Source organism: Sphingobacterium composti (genome assembly GCF_009829075.1).
Lineage (GTDB): Bacteria > Bacteroidota > Bacteroidia > Sphingobacteriales > Sphingobacteriaceae > Sphingobacterium > Sphingobacterium composti.
In genome coordinates, this window is record NZ_WUQZ01000010.1 from 43,824 (window position 1) to 60,447 (window position 16,624).

Here is a 16,624-nt window from a genome sequence, read left to right on the forward strand (position 1 = left end):
AGCAATCCTTGCTATATAAATCCACCGCCATTTTTCTCCTTATTTAGGACGCTTCTGAATCAAATTCATATATCCCATACATTAAATAATCACTTTTACACCCTACCTTCAAAGCCACTCACCATGGTATGGACGAATCATAAAATACAATTTGTAATACGTTCAATTTTAGATAAACGTTCTGCAAGTTTAGGTTTGGTAAGCATAGTACCGACGATATCATGATTTGCGATATTGCAGAATATTTTGCAATTTCTCACTCCGTTCAATAGGACACTGTTGCTGAGGTTTTCAGAAATAAAACACTACTTATTCCATTTCTTAATAGCCCGTAGCAATAAAGGGTAAGCCGGATAATCCATATCGTGGCCATATCCATCCAATTCATAGAGTTCGACATTGGTATTGCCGTGCAACTTCAGCATACGTAGTAGGTAAGCATTCTCCTCATAGCGTCCCATCATTTCCAATTCCCTATCGCCAGTCAACAATAGCGTACGTGGCATATCCTTCCTCACCCAATACAGTGGCGAGAGTTCATCAATCTTAGGTTGCAATTCAGGCATCCCTAATTCTTTACGTGCAGTGAAGTGTGTGATAGTTTGTGCTCTAAATGATATTACTCCAAATAATTGATTGGCATCAAGTCCTCGTTTGCGGAGGTAGTCTTGATTTAAAGTCAGCATTAATGAGAGGTATGCTCCTGCCGAATATCCGCCTATAATTATTTTTTGTTTGCTACCACCCAATTGTTCAATATTATCAAATGTCCATTTCACCGCATCGGCAGCATCCTCAATAATATCGGCTACTTTCGCTTTTGGAGATAAACGATAACCTACCGCTACAACAGCATATCGTTATTTTTCAAATAAGAAGGAATCTCTTTGTTTCCTCCGGTCAAACCTCCACCATGAAACCACAGTACCGTGACAAAATCCTTTTTGTTAGCAGGGAAATATACATCCAATTTACATTGCGCCTTACTGTAAGCGTCCGTATTGGGGGTATAACTAATATCTTTTTGATGGGTATACGTGGTCTCCTGCGCATAAATAAAAGAGGTATGAGACACAAAGCTAAAGACAAGAGATATTAAAGCGATAATATAGATTTTCATAGGTACAGTGTTATAATTATTACAATATAGAATTTCTAAAGTACGAATAAAATATATAATGATTTTAACTTTTGTCAATTGATTCCGAACTAAAAGAGGACTCTATTGTTCAAAATAAGAGAACTAAAAAAAGGTATATTATGAGAAAATTAGATGGAAGACGAATCGCAATTTTGACAGAAGATGGATTTGAACAAATGGAGTTGACAAGTCCAAAAGAGGCTCTAGTAGAGGCGGGTGCTCAAGTTGATATCATATCTCCGCAAGAAGAAAAAGTGCGGTCTAAAAAAGGTGATGATTGGGATGAGGACTTCAAAGTAGATTTTCCTTTAGCAAGTGCCAATGTAGACGATTACGACGGGTTACTAATCCCAGGTGGTGTGATTAACCCCGACAAACTACGTGTGAATCAAGACGCTTTATCTTTTGTAAAAGCATTCTTTAGTGCAGGAAAACCTGTTGCAGCTATTTGCCATGGGCCACAGGTACTCATAGATGCAGAAGTTGTAGAAGGACGTAAAATCACTTCCGTAGGCGCTATCAAAAAGGATTTAATTAATGCAAAAGCACTTTGGGAAGACAGTGAGGTGGTCACAGATCAAGGCTTGGTAACGAGTCGTACCCCGGATGACTTACCTGCATTCAACAAGAAGATCGTAGAAGAATTTGCAGAGGGTATTCATAAGGGTCAACACGCCTAATAATGAAAATATTCATTATCTAAATATATTGGTAAAAGCTGTTTCTTAATTGAAATGGCTTTTATTTTTAAGAAGTTTGTTACTTTGTAATTGCAATGAAAAATAAGCATACATTTGAAGCGACACTCACTTGGGAGAAAATACAGCAGACAGCAGCTGATGCGGTTGCAATTTCAACAAAAAGCCATACTGTTCATATCCAAGGGAAAGCTGATCTGGCAGTATCTGCCGCTAAAGCCTTCAAAGGTGATCCATCCATGTACAATCCCGAAGATCTACTCTTGAGCAGTTTGGTATCCTGTCATATGATGTCTTATCTCTATGTCTGCGCCCAACATCAGATTGAAATCATATCCTATACCGATCATGCACAAGCTATCCTTGAAACTTATCCAGATGGATCGGGCAAAATTATAGAAGTGATATTAGCTCCCAAAGTGGTTATACAAGATAGTGCTACCATTGAGCTAGCAAATTCCCTACATGCGAAAGCTAATAAATTATGTTTTATCGCTAACTCTTGCAATTTCCCTGTGCAGCACCAGTCACAGTGTACAGCGGAATACTAAAATGGCGCACATACCTAAAGATAAAGAGCTGAATTTCTGTACACTTAAGACAATGGAGATTTAGATTCTGAGAATTTTAATTCGCTGAATTAATTTAGCTTTGCATATCTTTACCGAGTCATGCAATGAAAGGTTGTTATAGCTAAAACTGCATGATCCAAATCTAACCTATTCTGTCTTAGAAAAAGTGAATACCGATAGTCCAAATATTTATGAAGAAGTTGATCTTTTGCTCGAACATTTAGCAAATGGCAATCAGACTGCTTTTGAATATATTTTCAACACCTATTATCCCCGTATTTGCCTGTATGCTGCTCCCTTTGCTACCGAAGATAAACAAGCAGAAGACATTGCCAAAGAAGCTTTTATACGCATTTGGAACAGCGACAAAAGATTTAAATCCATAGAGCATCTTAAAAACACGCTCTACCTGAGCACCAAACAAATAGGCATTAATCACCAAGTTGCGCATCAGCGCACGCTGCAACGTGAAGAAAAGTATTACAGCATACAGCAACCCTATGAAGATCATCATTTGCAACATATGATTCAGTCGGAGGTAATGGGCGAACTGTATGAAGCGATAAATAAACTACCGGAGCAAGCAAAGGCTGTCATCGTCTCTACCTACTTGGAAGGCAAATCAAATCAAGAAGTAGCAGAGGAAATGAACATCTCTTTGCAGACTGTTAAAAATTATAAAATGCGCGCGCTGAAGCAATTGCGGCAGCATTTAGCACCGGACACTTTTCAGCTATTGCTATCCGCATATTTTATTTTCGAAAAAATCACATCGGACTAGGTACTATTTCGTATTGGCGCGGTAATATACTACAAACAACTACCGCGTATGCACCTAAATGAAGATCCATTACGTATCAGTATACTCATCCAGAAAAAAATCAACAACAGTCTATCTGCTGCTGAAGAACAGGAGTTAGTAGAGTGGCTGGATGAGAAACCTGAACATGCAGCGCTATATGCCCGTTGTTTGGATAAGTCTGTGCAACAAGAATCTTATCGCTACTTTACTCATGTAGATACAAAAAGTGCTTGGAAAGACATTCTTCCTGCTATTGAAGCTAAAGAAACTAAAAGTAAGGCTATTCTTACGCGCAACTTGATACGCTATGTAGCTGCAGCTTGTGTGCTCATTATTGGGCTTTTTGTAGCACTACCCTACTTAACTAAAAATAGCATTACGGAAGAAACAGATCTAGCAACTGTGGATTATTCCCCTGCAGAGAATAAAGCCATATTAAAATTATCTGACGGTACGACATTAACATTAGACACGCAGCACGAAGAGGTAGCTATTGCTGGAAACAGTATCAAATACAGCGATGGCAAAGAGCTTGTTAATACGGATGACATCTCTTCTGCTATTATTTCTACACCTAGAGGTGGATATTACCGCGTTGTACTACCTGATGGTACCAAAGTACAATTAAATGCAGGTAGCTCCCTTACTTATCCTCTTACATTTACGGGTAATACGCGCGAGGTATGGGCGACAGGTGAACTTTATTTTGAAGTTACGCCTGATAAAGCGAAGCCTTTTGTGGTACATACAGAAGAGCAGGTGTTAAAAGTATTAGGAACTAAATTCAATGTCAATTCGTATGCTGAAGCGAAGACAGTTAAAACTTCATTAATAGAAGGAAAAGTACAAATCGCTTCTCCAACACTAAAACCAATAGTACTTACCCCTGGACAACAGAGTATTGTGAAGCCTAATCGTATCCAAGTGAAAAACATAGACCCCGAGCAAGCAACAGCTTGGATTCATGGAAAGTTTAATTTTGATGGTAAACGTTTACGAGAAGTGATGCACGAACTATCGCTGTGGTATGACATTGATGTAGACATCGATGCAGATGTGCCTGAAGTCGAGTTTTTTGGTGGTATCTACCGAGACAACAACCTATCGACTATACTATCGCTATTGGAACAAAATGAAATTGCCTATAAACTAACTAACGATAAAAAATTACTAATCACCAAAGTCAAACCGAAATAATATGAAGCAACAAATAAGAAAAGAATAATCTAAAAAATGGAAAAACAGAGAAGTGCTGCAACACCTCCCTGTTTAAAAGTTAGTTCAGTAAGTTATTGAGCTATCTACATGTGTAAGTAACAGAACTCAAAACTAAACCTTAACAAATTTAATGAATTTAAATTACTTATTACGAGTGATCAAATTAACCGCATTTCTGTATTTTATCGCATTCCTTCAGCTTAGTTATGCATCCTACTCCCAAACTATTACCTATACCTCTAATAGGGAGTCCTTGGAAAATATACTACAAGTCATCAAGAGACAGACACAATATGAAGTTCTGGGAACGAAGGCTATGCTGGAAGGAAGTAAAACTGTATCCATAGCGGCAAGAAATATGCCTTTGGATGCCTTTTTAAAACAAATATTTGATAAGCAACCTGTAGGTTACAAAATCGTTGATCGCACCATCGTATTGACCAAAAACAAAAATAGCTCCCCTATATCTATCTCCCTTCCCAAAGAAGAAGAAATCCAACAGGGAATTACAATCACGGTGACAGATCAAAAAAAAGCGCCTATCGCAGGTGCCACTGTGTCATCCACGCAAGCTGACTTGGGTAAGACTGACAATAAAGGGGTATTCAAATTAAACGAACGCCCACAAGATGGAATTGTCATCATCAAGATGCTTGGTTTCGAGAGTTTAAGTTATAAACTAAATGATAATCAGCAAACATTGCAGATTGCATTACAAGAAGATTTAAGTGAAGTGAGTGAGGTTATCATTACTGGCTACCAAACGATTAACAAAAACTCCTTTACAGGAACTGCAATCACAAAATCCGGGGAAGAGCTTAGACAAGTAAATCCACAAAACGTCTTGCAGGCCATGCAAGTATTTGATCCTTCATTCAAATTATTGGACAACAATCTTTTGGGATCGAATCCCAATGCAATGCCTAACATCACGGTACGTGGTACCTCTGCACTTCCTACGGGCAACAATGAAATCTTGCGTCGTGATAATATAATTACCAACACCAATATGCCGGCTTTTATTTTAGATGGCTATGAAGTTGGGGTAAGCAAAGTACTCGACTTGGATATGACGCGTATTGAGTCCGTAACGATTCTAAAAGATGCAGCTGCTACAGCAATATATGGTTCAAGAGCAGCAAATGGCGTAGTAGTGATTACAACAAAGGTTCCACAAGAAGGAAAATTACGCGTAAGCTATTCGCACGAGACCAATGTGAATGCGCCGGATTTATCAGACTACAATTTGTTAAATGCAAGTGACAAATTGGAATACGAAAGATTAGCTGGACTATACAGTAACGTTAATCAAAACATCGCTCAGATCGAATTGGATAAAGTCTACAACAATAAGTTAGCGAATGTGGTTGGAGGTATCAATACGGATTGGATCGCTCAACCTGTACGTACTGCAGTAGGACAAAAGCATGCGCTATACCTTGAAGGTGGCGCATCGACATTCAGGTATGGTATTGATTTACGCCACCAGACACGTCCTGGCGTAATGAAAGGTTCTGCCAGAAATCAGTATTCGGGCGGTGTAAACTTAAGTTATAACCTGAATAATAAAATCAAGTTTCAAAATGAACTCACGATAGCAGCAGTACAAGGCATAGAGTCACCATATGGCAATTTTGCCAATTACGCACGTATGAATCCATACTACCGAATGACTGATGATAATGGAAATATACTGCAACAGGTGGACGAGTGGAACCGCTATTACAGCAATGGCTCTTCCTACGGTGAAAATGTTTTAAACCCACTGTATAATGCAACACTAAGTAATTTTGATCAATCTAAATACACAGAGGTGATGAATAATTTGGCGGTAGACTACGAAATCACACAAGGTCTTCGTCTACGTGGTCAGTTAAGTTTATTAAAGCGTATGAGTCTTTACGACAGCTTCCTTTCGCCTAAATCAAACGAATTCTTTCACTACCCTACTAGCCAAACAGATCAAAAAGGAAGTTATACAAGTGGCAATAACGATGAAATCTATTGGGATGGAAACATCAGACTGAACTGGGTGAAAAACATCGGACAAAACAATATTAACATTGTAGCTGGATCAAATATCCGCAGTGATTTTTCGGATTACCGTTCATTCACAGCACATGGATTTGCTAACGATAGATTCACAAGTATTGGATTTAGTAAAGGATACCTTGAAAATGCAAAGCCCTACAGTAGTCTTAATCAATCTCGTCTACTAGGTGCATTCTTGAGCGCAAACTATTCCTTTGCAAACACGTATTTATTTGATGCAACAGTTCGCGCCGATGGTTCGTCTAAGTTTGGTTCCAATAATAGAGTTGCGCCATTCTGGTCAACAGGTATAGGTTGGAATGTTCACAATGAATCGTGGTTTGATGTGGCTTCGATATCTCAATTACGCTTTCGTGCGACTACTGGTGTGACAGGAGCTGTTCAGTTTTCACCGTATATGTCCCGTACGACTTACGCCTACCAACAAGACAATTGGTACTCTTCGGGTATTGGTGCTATTGTGAATAATTATGGTAATGACAACCTTAGCTGGCAAAAAACAAGATCTACGGATTTGGGTATCGATTTAGCCTTATTCAATGACAGAATTACTATTTCACCCCGCTATTACTACAAGCTTACCAAGGATATCTTAGCGGATATAAACATCGCACCATCTACAGGCTTCGTATCCTACAAAGAAAACTTAGGTGATATGCAGAATAAAGGCTATGAATTAAACTTCAATGCATTCGCGCTTAAAAAACAAGATTGGACGTTGAGTTTTATGGCCAACTTTGTACGCAATGAAAATAAGATTGTAAAAATATCTAATGCACTGAAAAGTTATAATGACCGCGTTGATGATGCCCAAGGAGACAATTCATTGATGGGTGTTCCCCTATTACGTTATAACGAAGGTCAATCAGTAGATGCAATTTATGCTGTACCTTCATTGGGTATAGATCCTGAAAATGGTAAAGAAATCTTCTTAACAAAAAACGGTACACTTTCCTACGATTGGGATGCTAAAGATATCACTGTAGTAGCAGTAGCTACTCCAAAGGCAGAAGGCTTCTTCGGAGCTACATTGCGCTACAAGCAGTTTACAGCAGTGACGTACCTTCAATTACGTGTTGGTGGTAAATCGTACAACCAAACAATAGTGGATCGTGTGGAAAATGCTGACCCACGCTACAATGTTGACGATAGAGTATTGGCAGAAAAATGGAAGCAACCTGGAGATCATACATTCTACAAAAGTATCAGTGATCTCGGACAGACACGTGTATCCTCTCGCTTCATCATGGATGATAATTTACTCAATCTACAGTCCCTGTTTATATCTTATGAAGCGAATCCAGAGTTTGCACAGAAACTAAGGTTATCAAACTTAAGAATCAGTGCGACAACGAATGATTTAATGCGATGGTCTTCTATTCAACAAGAACGCGGAATAAGTTATCCATTTGCACGTAGCGTTAGCTTCGCATTACAAGCCGCTTTTTAACCACTTAAATTGTTTGAAAATGAGAAAATCACTACCAATATATATTCTGCTCACGCTTTTACTAAGCACATCATGTGCAAAATGGTTAGATATACAACCCGAAACAGAGATCGACAAATCGGCACTATTCACAACAGAAGATGGGTTTAAAGAAGCCCTGCTGGGTGTTTATATCCGAGGGAGTAAAACCGATCTCTATGGCAAAGAATTGACTGTAGGTACGCCAGAAGTCCTAGCACAAAACTATACCATCTCTTCATTTGATCCGTATCGCTACAAAGCGACAGCAGAATTCAAATACGATGATCAATATTTCGTGGGCAGAAAAGATAACATTTGGAAAGGCTTATACCATGGTATTGTCAATGCCAATTTGATATTAGAGAACATAGATCAAAAACGTAACCTATTTAGAGGAGACAATTACAACCTTATCAAAGGTGAGGCCTATGCATTACGTGCGTATATGCATTTTGATTTGTTACGTCTGTTTGCACCTAGCTTCAAGCAAAGCGCTACTGCGGAAGCTATTCCCTACGTAACTTCATACTCGAATCTATCTACTCAGTTCGCTACTGTAACAACGGTTATTGATTCGGTAGTAAATGACTTAGAGAAAGCTAAGGTATTACTAGAGAAAGACCCAATCATATCGAAGCTTTACGTTATCGGGTATCCCAATGAAACCGATACATTGGCCAATTCAGAAATGACCAATCCGGATTTGTTCCTACAGAATCGCAGGCACCGCTTGAATTATTATGCCGTATGTGCTTCTTTGGCTCGCGTATATTTGTATAAAGGAGATTATACCAAGGCGCTTTTAAATGCAAAAATCATCATTGATAGCAAGAAATTTCCGTGGACAAATGCCACCGACTTTATTGCTGTTGAAGAAAAAAATAAGGATAAAATTCAATACAAAGAACTTCTATTTGGCTGGTATATTCCGACATTGAATGACGACCTTAACACCTATTGGTTTTCCAATGGAACAAGTGGAATGCACCTGGATCAGAATGATACACGCACAATCTATGAAATTTCTACTGTTGGTGCTACAGATATGCGTTATACGCAGTGGTTTTTGACAGTAAGTAGTGGAACCGACTATGTATCTGAAGTGGTTAAATACCGTAGAAATTCTCTTTCGGATGGTGCTGCTGCCAACTTACATTTCTTGATGGCCCCAGCTATCAAATTGAGTGAGGTGTATTTGATAGCGGCAGAAAGCAGTTTTGATACTAACCCTACCCAAGCGCGTCAATATTTGGATGAACTGCGTATCAATCGCGGAATTGAACAACCTACGACCATTACAACAAAGGATGCCTTTATTACTGAAATTTTGAAAGAAATTCGAAAAGACAATTACGGTGAAGGTCAACTTTTCTATGCTTATAAAAGATTGCATCGTGCAATAAATGGTCTAAAAGGAACTTTAATACAGCCAGACAACAAATTCTTTGTATTACCGCTGCCTGATGACGAGATCATATATGGTAACCAAAAAAAATAGAGTATGAAAATTGAAACTATAACTACCTACATATTGATAAGTATAGCTTTAAGCATACTTACTTTTTCCGCTTGCAAACAAGCCGAACCTTTACTATACGACCGTGATGCGAATATTTATTTTGATTTGCCTTCGGCACAGAAAGACAGTATAGTCTACACATTCGCATATAATATGAATAAGGCTTCTGATACGATTTACATACCAGTAAGCCTATCTGGAATTCGTGAACCAAAAGAGCGATTTTATTCGGCATATGTGGAGCAAGACTCCTCTACAGCTGTGGAAGATGTGCATTTTGAAAAGCTAGCTCTACAGTACAAATTAGATGTTGGAGCGGGTAAAACATTCTTACCCTTGGTGATTTACAATGTCCCTGATTTGGAAGAAAATTCCGTTTCGTTAATCATCAAATTAAAGGAATCAGCTGATTTTAATATTGAGAATCCTAAAATCATTAAAGCTAAAGTTGTTTTTTCAGCCCGCTTGGAACAACCTATTTGGTGGAGCATGTGGCTGCAAGAATATTCCAGAACTAAACATCAATTATTTATAATTGCTACTGATCAAACAACCTTGACCACAGAAGGTCTTGACGCACCGAAGAACCTATATTTTGCCGACATGTTACGTGCGATGCTGAACAATCCTTTTCAATGGGTGGATAGAAATCCGCAAAAAGGATATGAATTATCTACAAAAGATAATGGTGCTACCTATGACTTTTACCATAAGGATAACCCAAGTCGTACGATTACCTTGAAGAAAAATGTTGGATCTGGACAATATCAATTTATTGACGAATTAGGAAGGGAGGTTAGATAATGATAATACATGTAAACTATAAACTAAAACTAATTGCTGCGGTATGTTTGAGCGTATTTATCACACTCACGGCATGCTATAAAGACAAAGGTAATTACGAATACGATATGCCTGTTATTCCCAAAGTAGAGGGACTCGACACCTTGTATTATGCAAATGTAGGTGACAGCCTTATTATTAGTCCTATTTATAAAGATATAGCGCCTGAAGACATTGAAGCAAATTGGGAAATAGCGGTACCTGAAGCGGTAAACTACGATCAATACAAGTATACGGGAAATTCACTGCGCACGATTTTTGGCTTGCAAGCTAAACTATACAATGCGCGACTTACACTAACCAATAAATCAAATGGAATTAAATATTTCTACGACTTCAAAATTCAAGGGAATACCGAATTTTCTAAAGGAACTTTGGTTTTGAGTTTAGAAAATGGAAAGTCTCAACTTTCTTTTATCAAACCAAATGGAGACGTCCAGGCGCGCATTTACGAGTCCATTAACCTAAAGCCACTTCCTGATAATCCTTTGTCAATTCATTACATGACAAATAAATTTACAGGTAATACCCCATTAGGCTATTGGATCATAAGCAAAAATGGAGGCGTACGATTGAATGTGAATAACCTTGTACAAGAAGAATTAAAGCCTGGAACGTTGGAAGATAACTTCTTCCTGGCTCCTAGTCCATTAGAAGTAGGTAGTTTGCAAATGACACCCAACGGCGTACTTATGGGTGTGATAAATGGCAAATTCTATGGAGGTACCACCAATACATGGGATCAAGCTAATACCTACGGTATGTTTGGCTCCTATGCGGATGGCGACTATGAACTTCACAACAATTTTATTTTGACGAATGTGAATGACAACCTTAGTATGATTGCTTTTGAGAAGAACAAAAAGCAGTTTCTTCGATTAAACAATTATGGCTCGCCGATGTATTTTGGAACACAATATTCGGTAATGGTAGCTGATATTTTTGATCCAATGAATCTAGGCCTAGATTTATTACATATGGTTCAAATAAATAATACGGACACCTATGCCTACGCAAAAGACCAAGCGGGTGTGGTTTATGAATTGAAGTTTAATGTGAATTTTAATGGACCCTTTACATTTACACCGGTCCATAAGAAGACATTTTCCAATCAGCAGATCATTACCCCTAACAGTAAAATCATTGCGACGCGTATTGGATATATTTTTATTGCCAGCGGTAATAAAGTATTTCGCTACACACCGCTTAACGGTAATATACTTGAGATAGACACTAAATTTCGAGACAACGTAACGATGCTTAAACTTTCGGATGATGAACAAACATTAATCATGGGATCAGGTTCTACACTTTTCTACACAAACATTTCGACAGGAAATAATGGAATACTCCTGAAAAAAATTGAAGGTATTCCAGGTACAGCAGTTGATATAACTTGGCGATAAACACTATTTAAAAAATACATACTATGAAATCATTATATACATTACTTGCAGCACTTTTGGTTAGTAATCTGTCGCTGGCACAAGACAACAATTTCCAAATCGACGGAAAAGCACCTAAAAGTTTGGATGGTAAAAAAATATACTTAGACTATGTCAACAACGGCTATTCTGTTGCGGACTCAGCCATAATCAAAAATGGTAAATTCGCTTTCAAGGGTCAAGTAGAAGAACCTAATTATGCCCGTATGATACTAGACAAGGAAGGTCTTGGCAAAATGAAAACGCAATACAACGGTGATCGTCTTTACTTTTATATCGGAAATGAAAAGTATAAATTTTCGGTAACTGATTCGATAAAAACTGCAGCAATTACAGGTTCTGCCTTACATCAAGCATTTCAGGAATACTTGGATTTTATTGGCGGTGATTTTATGAATATTATTAATAAAGCAAATGCTACGTTTAATGCTGTACCACAAGATGCAGCCGATAAAAATGAACAGTATGCAGCCATCAAATCAAAATTTGATAAAATATTTGATGATAGAACAGATAAACAATTGGAGTTTGCGAAGATTAATACCGATTCATTTTTTGCTGCAGAAGCATTAACAGAAGTAGCAAATAAAAAAGGTACTCAAGCTATAGAGCCTACTTTCCTTGAACTGAATCGTGCAGTCAGAACTTCTATAAAAGGAAAAGAATTAGAATCTCGTATCCTAGCAGACAAAAATATTGTTGTGGGTAGTATGGCCCCAAATTTTTCGCAGCCAGACAAAGATGGAAAAATGATTCAGTTGGCAGACTTCAAAGGTAAATTTGTACTCCTTGACTTTTGGGCGAGTTGGTGTGCGCCTTGTAGAGCTGAAAACCCCAATTTAAAGAAGGCTTATATTAATTTTAAACCAAAAGGATTAGAGGTTTTTGCCGTATCAATAGATGAAAACAACGGTCGAGAAGCTTGGCTAAAAGCTATTAAAGATGACGATTTACCTTGGATACATGCTGCAGACTTAAAGGGTTGGCGAAATGAGGCCGCGGTCCTATATGGTGTTCGAGGCGTACCACAAAATTACTTAATAGACCCATCTGGTAAGATCGTTGCTATAAATCTAAAAGAAGAAAATCTGCATAAAGTATTAGCAGAACTCGTCAAGTAATAGTGTCCAAAAACATTTTGATCCGTTGAAATGTTAACCAGGTTACAGGCTAAGTCCAGTAATCTGGTTTTTTTTTAGAGAACTTTTTAAGGCTAAGGTTGTTCGACATTAATAAACAGAAAGGATTGAGAATGGGAATAAATGGAAATACAAATAATACTTTAAACTCAACAAAAAAAAACCTATCAAGAAATAAGCGAATTCCAAAAATTCTTGAAAATCAAATTCTAAAGGCTTTATCTCATTATCCAGAGTTAAAGCGTACCAATATACGATTTGTTTTTACCCGAAAATTGAAGTCATCTATTATGGCAGCTAGGCCTGTTGTTCATACCTTACTTGGCCCCAGGGGTAAAAGAGCATATGAAATCCTGATTAAACCCGTATTTAAATTGACGCATACCATACAACCAATTCACCGTATATCCGATGAAGTCTTGATTGGATGGATAGGCCATGAGCTAGGACATATTATGGATTATGAACAGCGTTCTACATTCAGTGTAGCAAAATTTGGTTTATTATATTTGATTTCTAGACCTTATATCCGTAAAGCTGAACGTGTGGCTGATACTTTTGCTGTTAATCGAGGAATGGGATCCTATATTCTGGCAACAAAAGATTATATTTTGAGCAACAGTGAATTACCTCAGAAATACAAAGATAAAATAGCAAAGTTATATTTATCACCCGATGATATTGTAGAATTGGTAGCTAAGATGGAAAAGAAAAAATCAAATGCAAATCGAGAAGAGCTAATAAAAGAAGAAACCGATATTGTGAAAGAAATTAAATCATAAAATTTCTTATACAATATCAGTTTACTACTAATTATAAAGTCTTAATATAATTTTCAAATTCCTGGAAATCTTCTTCTTTCATGACACGAGGAATTTTTGTTTGTCCTCCCAACTTTTTAAATTTTTCACTCCAAGCGTAGAAATGCGTGACTGGTATTACATTTACCTGAATTTCATCTAACGCTTGATTTCTTGCAACTTTGTAATTTTTATTGGAATCTTTCAATTCTTGATCTAAAGTTTCTTTAATTTCCGAAGACACTAAGATCTTATCTGCACCCAAATACCAACGATTAATGTTTTTATCGCCATCTTTTATCGAAGCAACCGTAAATTCACTAATGTGAAGATTAAATTTTTCTTCCAATTTCTGAATGGCATTATTCATTTGATGAACTGAAAGCTGTTCACCTACTACATTTAAAAAATGCTTGGTGCGTCCACTGATAATAATTTCAGCACGTTCTTTGTCTGTAAACATTACTGTATCACCAATCATATATCGCCAAGCCCCCGATACAGTAGAGATTAAAAGCACGTATTCCACATCTTCTTCTACTTGATCTATGGTCAGCACTTGCGCGGATGATTTAACAGAGCCGTCTTCATCCATATTTTCGTCAACAAATGGTACAAATTCAAAAAATACGCCATTATCAACTATAAGTGCCATACCATTAGTATTTGGCCTTTTTTGAGTTGCTAGGTATCCTTCAGATGCCAGATAAGTATCAATATAAATCATGGGATGCGCGAATAGTTTTTCAAAACTTTTGCGATAAGGACCAAACGCTACCCCCCCAGTCGTATATACACGCAAATTTGGCCAAATGTCATGAATTGTTTCAACGTTATTGTAACGAATTATCTCCTTCAATAAAATTTCAGACCACGATGGAATACCTGACATACTGCCAATATCCCAATTTTTAGCTGCTTTAATTATTTTACCAAGACGTTCATCCCATTCCTTACTAGCTGCAATGTGACGCCCAGGCTTATAAAATTTTCGAAACCATAAAGGAATATTGGCAGCTGATATACCGCTAATTTCACCTTCTAAAAATCCATTGTTATCCTTCAATTGTGTGCTACTACCAAGCATCATAATATCCTTTTCGAAGAAATCAGCGGGTAAATCAAAGTTTTTAAGACTAAGAATTTGTTGAATCCCAGATTTTTTAATTGCATCAATCATGTCATCGGTTACGGGAATAGCCTTACTATTACTAGTTGTGCCACTACTCAAAGCAAAATACCTCTGCCCTCCTGGCCAAGTAATATTTTCATGCCCCTGATGAAGATAATGCCACCACTGCTCATGAATTTTGTCGTAATCATAAATGGGAACTTCTGATTGAAAGGCCTTGATTGGGTCTGTTTCCAAAAGAATATTTGAAAAATTGTATTTTCTTCCAAATGCTGTTTCTTTTGCTCTGTTGAGCAAAGAAAGCAAAACTTCTTGTTGCGCTTTTATTGGATTAGGATCTGAACTAATTATACCAGAAACGCCAATTGCTCGTTTTATAATCTCACCAATTATTGCCATAATATAGAATTTTACTATAGAACAATCAAATTTTATGGCGGTTGAACTCTGTACGTATAATAGTAACTACTAATAAAACAATAGCACGCTAATCATTAATATTCTTCCTAACAAAATATACTTACTGGAATTATAAAGAACCTTATAAAAACTTCGTATACCCTTATTGTCATCCAATACCATAACTCAGGATTACTCATTTAATATAACCTAAAAATTCCTAAGACTGATCTTAAGACATAAATACTTACATTTTTAAAATTCAAAATAGATGGTTCTTTAATTTGAATTAGAAAGGATCTAAATCACCTTAAATTTTATAAAAATATTATCCAATTTAAGAATGGACTTATTTATAATTTTTTAATTCTTGATGTACGCTATCTTTAAAATTTCGGCTTATAAAAAGGTATGACTGTCTTTTGTCCTTACTAGAATTATATCCCTCATTAAAAGATTTTATATGCTTATACTTTTCTTCCAGGTCATCTTTAAGTGTTATATACTCTTGATTTCCTTTCTTTACTATTCCTTTAATAAAAAATTTATTTATCCAAATCCACCTGTTGCATTGCAGCATAAAATCACTGTTTTTCAGCTCATTAATAATATCCCTATTTTCATAAGACTCCCAGGTGCCATCATGTTTAAATATTATTGTGGATTCTTTATTTACCTTTAAAACCGCAAGATTTAATTCAAGCTCAGCAAATTCTCTTTTAAAATCATTTGAAGACCACAAATCATTTTTGATCTCTATTTTTTCATTATTTTGAGACTTTAGAGTTTCTTCATTAGTATTATTTAACTCGATCTGATCATGGCTACCTATTTTTGAACTTGTTTTACTAGTTTTTAAGATTCTATTTTGATCGTAAAAATAGTATACCAAGAGCCCTAGTGTGGTAATACATAAAATATTAATTACCATGTAATATTCAGTTTGCATGTAGCCACTACGATTAAAATCTAGATTTAATAAGGAAAAAATAATTTCCATCAATGCTGTAAAGACAAAAAGGGGAAATAATATCCCTACAGCTAACCTTGATACAATAAATAGTAATATGTGTTGATTTTCAGAATGATGAATATTATGGTGAAACCTTAAGGAGAGTTTAAAGTAGTAATACAATAAGCCAACACCAATTAGGAACATATACCAGAATTGAAAACTCTGCATTGCTTTTAATATAGGAATTGATTGACGCGCAACTAGGATATAAAACGACAAAATTGTAGATAATAGCAAAAGTATAATGTTAATATGAATTTTTCTACACATAAAATATGCTGCCATAGGTTAGAAGTATTAAAATATAATTAAATAATATACTTTTAACAAATTTTTCCCAATAAAACCTAATCAGTATTTAACTAAAGTAAGCTCCAA

At 36.6% G+C, this 16,624-nt stretch carries 14 protein-coding genes; 10 read left to right on the plus strand and 4 right to left on the minus strand.

Features of this window, described 5'->3' with window-relative positions; all coding sequences use genetic code 11:
• Positions 1–305: 305 nt before the first annotated feature.
• Positions 306–803: an alpha/beta hydrolase gene (locus GOQ17_RS16385; protein WP_317163267.1), complete on the minus strand. Its 498-nt coding sequence runs from the start codon at positions 801–803 to the stop codon at positions 306–308.
• A gap of 41 nt (positions 804–844) precedes the next feature.
• Positions 845–1,120 (minus strand): hypothetical protein, encoded by a 276-nt coding sequence (locus GOQ17_RS16390; RefSeq protein WP_236537103.1) that lies wholly within the window; start codon positions 1,118–1,120, stop codon positions 845–847.
• A 140-nt stretch (positions 1,121–1,260) separates the two neighbouring features.
• Here GOQ17_RS16390 and GOQ17_RS08655 point away from each other — a divergent pair, with 140 nt between their 5' ends.
• The 10 genes from GOQ17_RS08655 to GOQ17_RS08700 all read left to right on the plus strand — a co-directional run bounded on the left by GOQ17_RS08655 (position 1,261) and on the right by GOQ17_RS08700 (position 13,682).
• Complete coding sequence (locus GOQ17_RS08655) at positions 1,261–1,821, plus strand: type 1 glutamine amidotransferase domain-containing protein (RefSeq protein WP_159636933.1); 561 nt, start codon at positions 1,261–1,263, stop codon at positions 1,819–1,821.
• Between the two features lie 95 nt (positions 1,822–1,916).
• On the plus strand, positions 1,917–2,390 hold the full coding sequence (locus tag GOQ17_RS08660; protein ID WP_149912685.1) for an OsmC family protein: 474 nt from the start codon (positions 1,917–1,919) through the stop codon (positions 2,388–2,390).
• A 187-nt stretch (positions 2,391–2,577) separates the two neighbouring features.
• Positions 2,578–3,192 (plus strand): RNA polymerase sigma factor, encoded by a 615-nt coding sequence (locus tag GOQ17_RS08665; protein ID WP_159636934.1) that lies wholly within the window; start codon positions 2,578–2,580, stop codon positions 3,190–3,192.
• A gap of 48 nt (positions 3,193–3,240) precedes the next feature.
• Complete coding sequence (locus tag GOQ17_RS08670; RefSeq protein ID WP_159636935.1) at positions 3,241–4,410, plus strand: FecR family protein; 1,170 nt, start codon at positions 3,241–3,243, stop codon at positions 4,408–4,410.
• A gap of 151 nt (positions 4,411–4,561) precedes the next feature.
• Positions 4,562–7,933, plus strand: coding sequence for a SusC/RagA family TonB-linked outer membrane protein (locus tag GOQ17_RS08675; protein WP_236537104.1), 3,372 nt, complete (start codon positions 4,562–4,564; stop codon positions 7,931–7,933).
• Between the two features lie 19 nt (positions 7,934–7,952).
• Positions 7,953–9,452, plus strand: a complete 1,500-nt coding sequence (locus tag GOQ17_RS08680) for a RagB/SusD family nutrient uptake outer membrane protein (protein ID WP_236537105.1) — start codon at positions 7,953–7,955, stop codon at positions 9,450–9,452.
• Positions 9,453–9,455: 3 nt separating this feature from the next.
• Positions 9,456–10,277 carry a DUF4843 domain-containing protein gene (locus GOQ17_RS08685; protein WP_149912689.1) on the plus strand — a complete coding sequence of 274 codons (822 nt, stop codon included), beginning with the start codon at positions 9,456–9,458 and terminating at the stop codon, positions 10,275–10,277.
• Positions 10,277–11,722 carry a PKD-like family lipoprotein gene (locus tag GOQ17_RS08690; RefSeq protein WP_159636937.1) on the plus strand — a complete coding sequence of 482 codons (1,446 nt, stop codon included), beginning with the start codon at positions 10,277–10,279 and terminating at the stop codon, positions 11,720–11,722. Before GOQ17_RS08685 ends, GOQ17_RS08690 begins: the two co-directional genes overlap by 1 nt.
• A gap of 23 nt (positions 11,723–11,745) precedes the next feature.
• Positions 11,746–12,882: a TlpA disulfide reductase family protein gene (locus GOQ17_RS08695; RefSeq protein WP_159636938.1), complete on the plus strand. Its 1,137-nt coding sequence runs from the start codon at positions 11,746–11,748 to the stop codon at positions 12,880–12,882.
• Positions 12,883–13,190: 308 nt separating this feature from the next.
• Positions 13,191–13,682, plus strand: a complete 492-nt coding sequence (locus GOQ17_RS08700) for a hypothetical protein (RefSeq protein WP_236537106.1) — start codon at positions 13,191–13,193, stop codon at positions 13,680–13,682.
• 31 nt (positions 13,683–13,713) lie between these two features.
• Here the strand turns inward: GOQ17_RS08700 and GOQ17_RS08705 are convergent, their stop codons facing one another.
• Together GOQ17_RS08705 and GOQ17_RS08710 are read right to left on the minus strand one after the other, a co-directional pair.
• Positions 13,714–15,231, minus strand: coding sequence for a GH3 family acyl-acid amido synthetase (locus tag GOQ17_RS08705; protein WP_159636940.1), 1,518 nt, complete (start codon positions 15,229–15,231; stop codon positions 13,714–13,716).
• Between the two features lie 349 nt (positions 15,232–15,580).
• A complete protein-coding gene (locus tag GOQ17_RS08710) occupies positions 15,581–16,531 on the minus strand; it encodes a hypothetical protein (RefSeq protein ID WP_159636941.1) in 951 nt (316 codons plus the stop codon).
• Between the last annotated feature and the right edge of the window lie 93 nt (positions 16,532–16,624).

Excerpts from the sequence above, each read along its gene's own strand:
- GOQ17_RS08655 (WP_159636933.1), top strand. The coding sequence starts at position 1,261 with ATGAGAAAATTAGATGGAAGACGAATCGCAATTTTGACAGAAGATGGA.
- GOQ17_RS08705 (WP_159636940.1), bottom strand. The coding sequence starts at position 15,231 with ATGGCAATAATTGGTGAGATTATAAAACGAGCAATTGGCGTTTCTGGT.
- GOQ17_RS08675 (WP_236537104.1), top strand. The coding sequence starts at position 4,562 with ATGAATTTAAATTACTTATTACGAGTGATCAAATTAACCGCATTTCTG.
- GOQ17_RS08680 (WP_236537105.1), top strand. The coding sequence starts at position 7,953 with ATGAGAAAATCACTACCAATATATATTCTGCTCACGCTTTTACTAAGC.
- GOQ17_RS08710 (WP_159636941.1), bottom strand. The coding sequence starts at position 16,531 with ATGGCAGCATATTTTATGTGTAGAAAAATTCATATTAACATTATACTT.
- GOQ17_RS08685 (WP_149912689.1), top strand. The coding sequence starts at position 9,456 with ATGAAAATTGAAACTATAACTACCTACATATTGATAAGTATAGCTTTA.
- GOQ17_RS08695 (WP_159636938.1), top strand. The coding sequence starts at position 11,746 with ATGAAATCATTATATACATTACTTGCAGCACTTTTGGTTAGTAATCTG.
- GOQ17_RS08700 (WP_236537106.1), top strand. The coding sequence starts at position 13,191 with ATGGCAGCTAGGCCTGTTGTTCATACCTTACTTGGCCCCAGGGGTAAA.
- GOQ17_RS08660 (WP_149912685.1), top strand. The coding sequence starts at position 1,917 with ATGAAAAATAAGCATACATTTGAAGCGACACTCACTTGGGAGAAAATA.
- GOQ17_RS08690 (WP_159636937.1), top strand. The coding sequence starts at position 10,277 with ATGATAATACATGTAAACTATAAACTAAAACTAATTGCTGCGGTATGT.
- GOQ17_RS08670 (WP_159636935.1), top strand. The coding sequence starts at position 3,241 with ATGCACCTAAATGAAGATCCATTACGTATCAGTATACTCATCCAGAAA.
- GOQ17_RS16390 (WP_236537103.1), bottom strand. The coding sequence starts at position 1,120 with ATGAAAATCTATATTATCGCTTTAATATCTCTTGTCTTTAGCTTTGTG.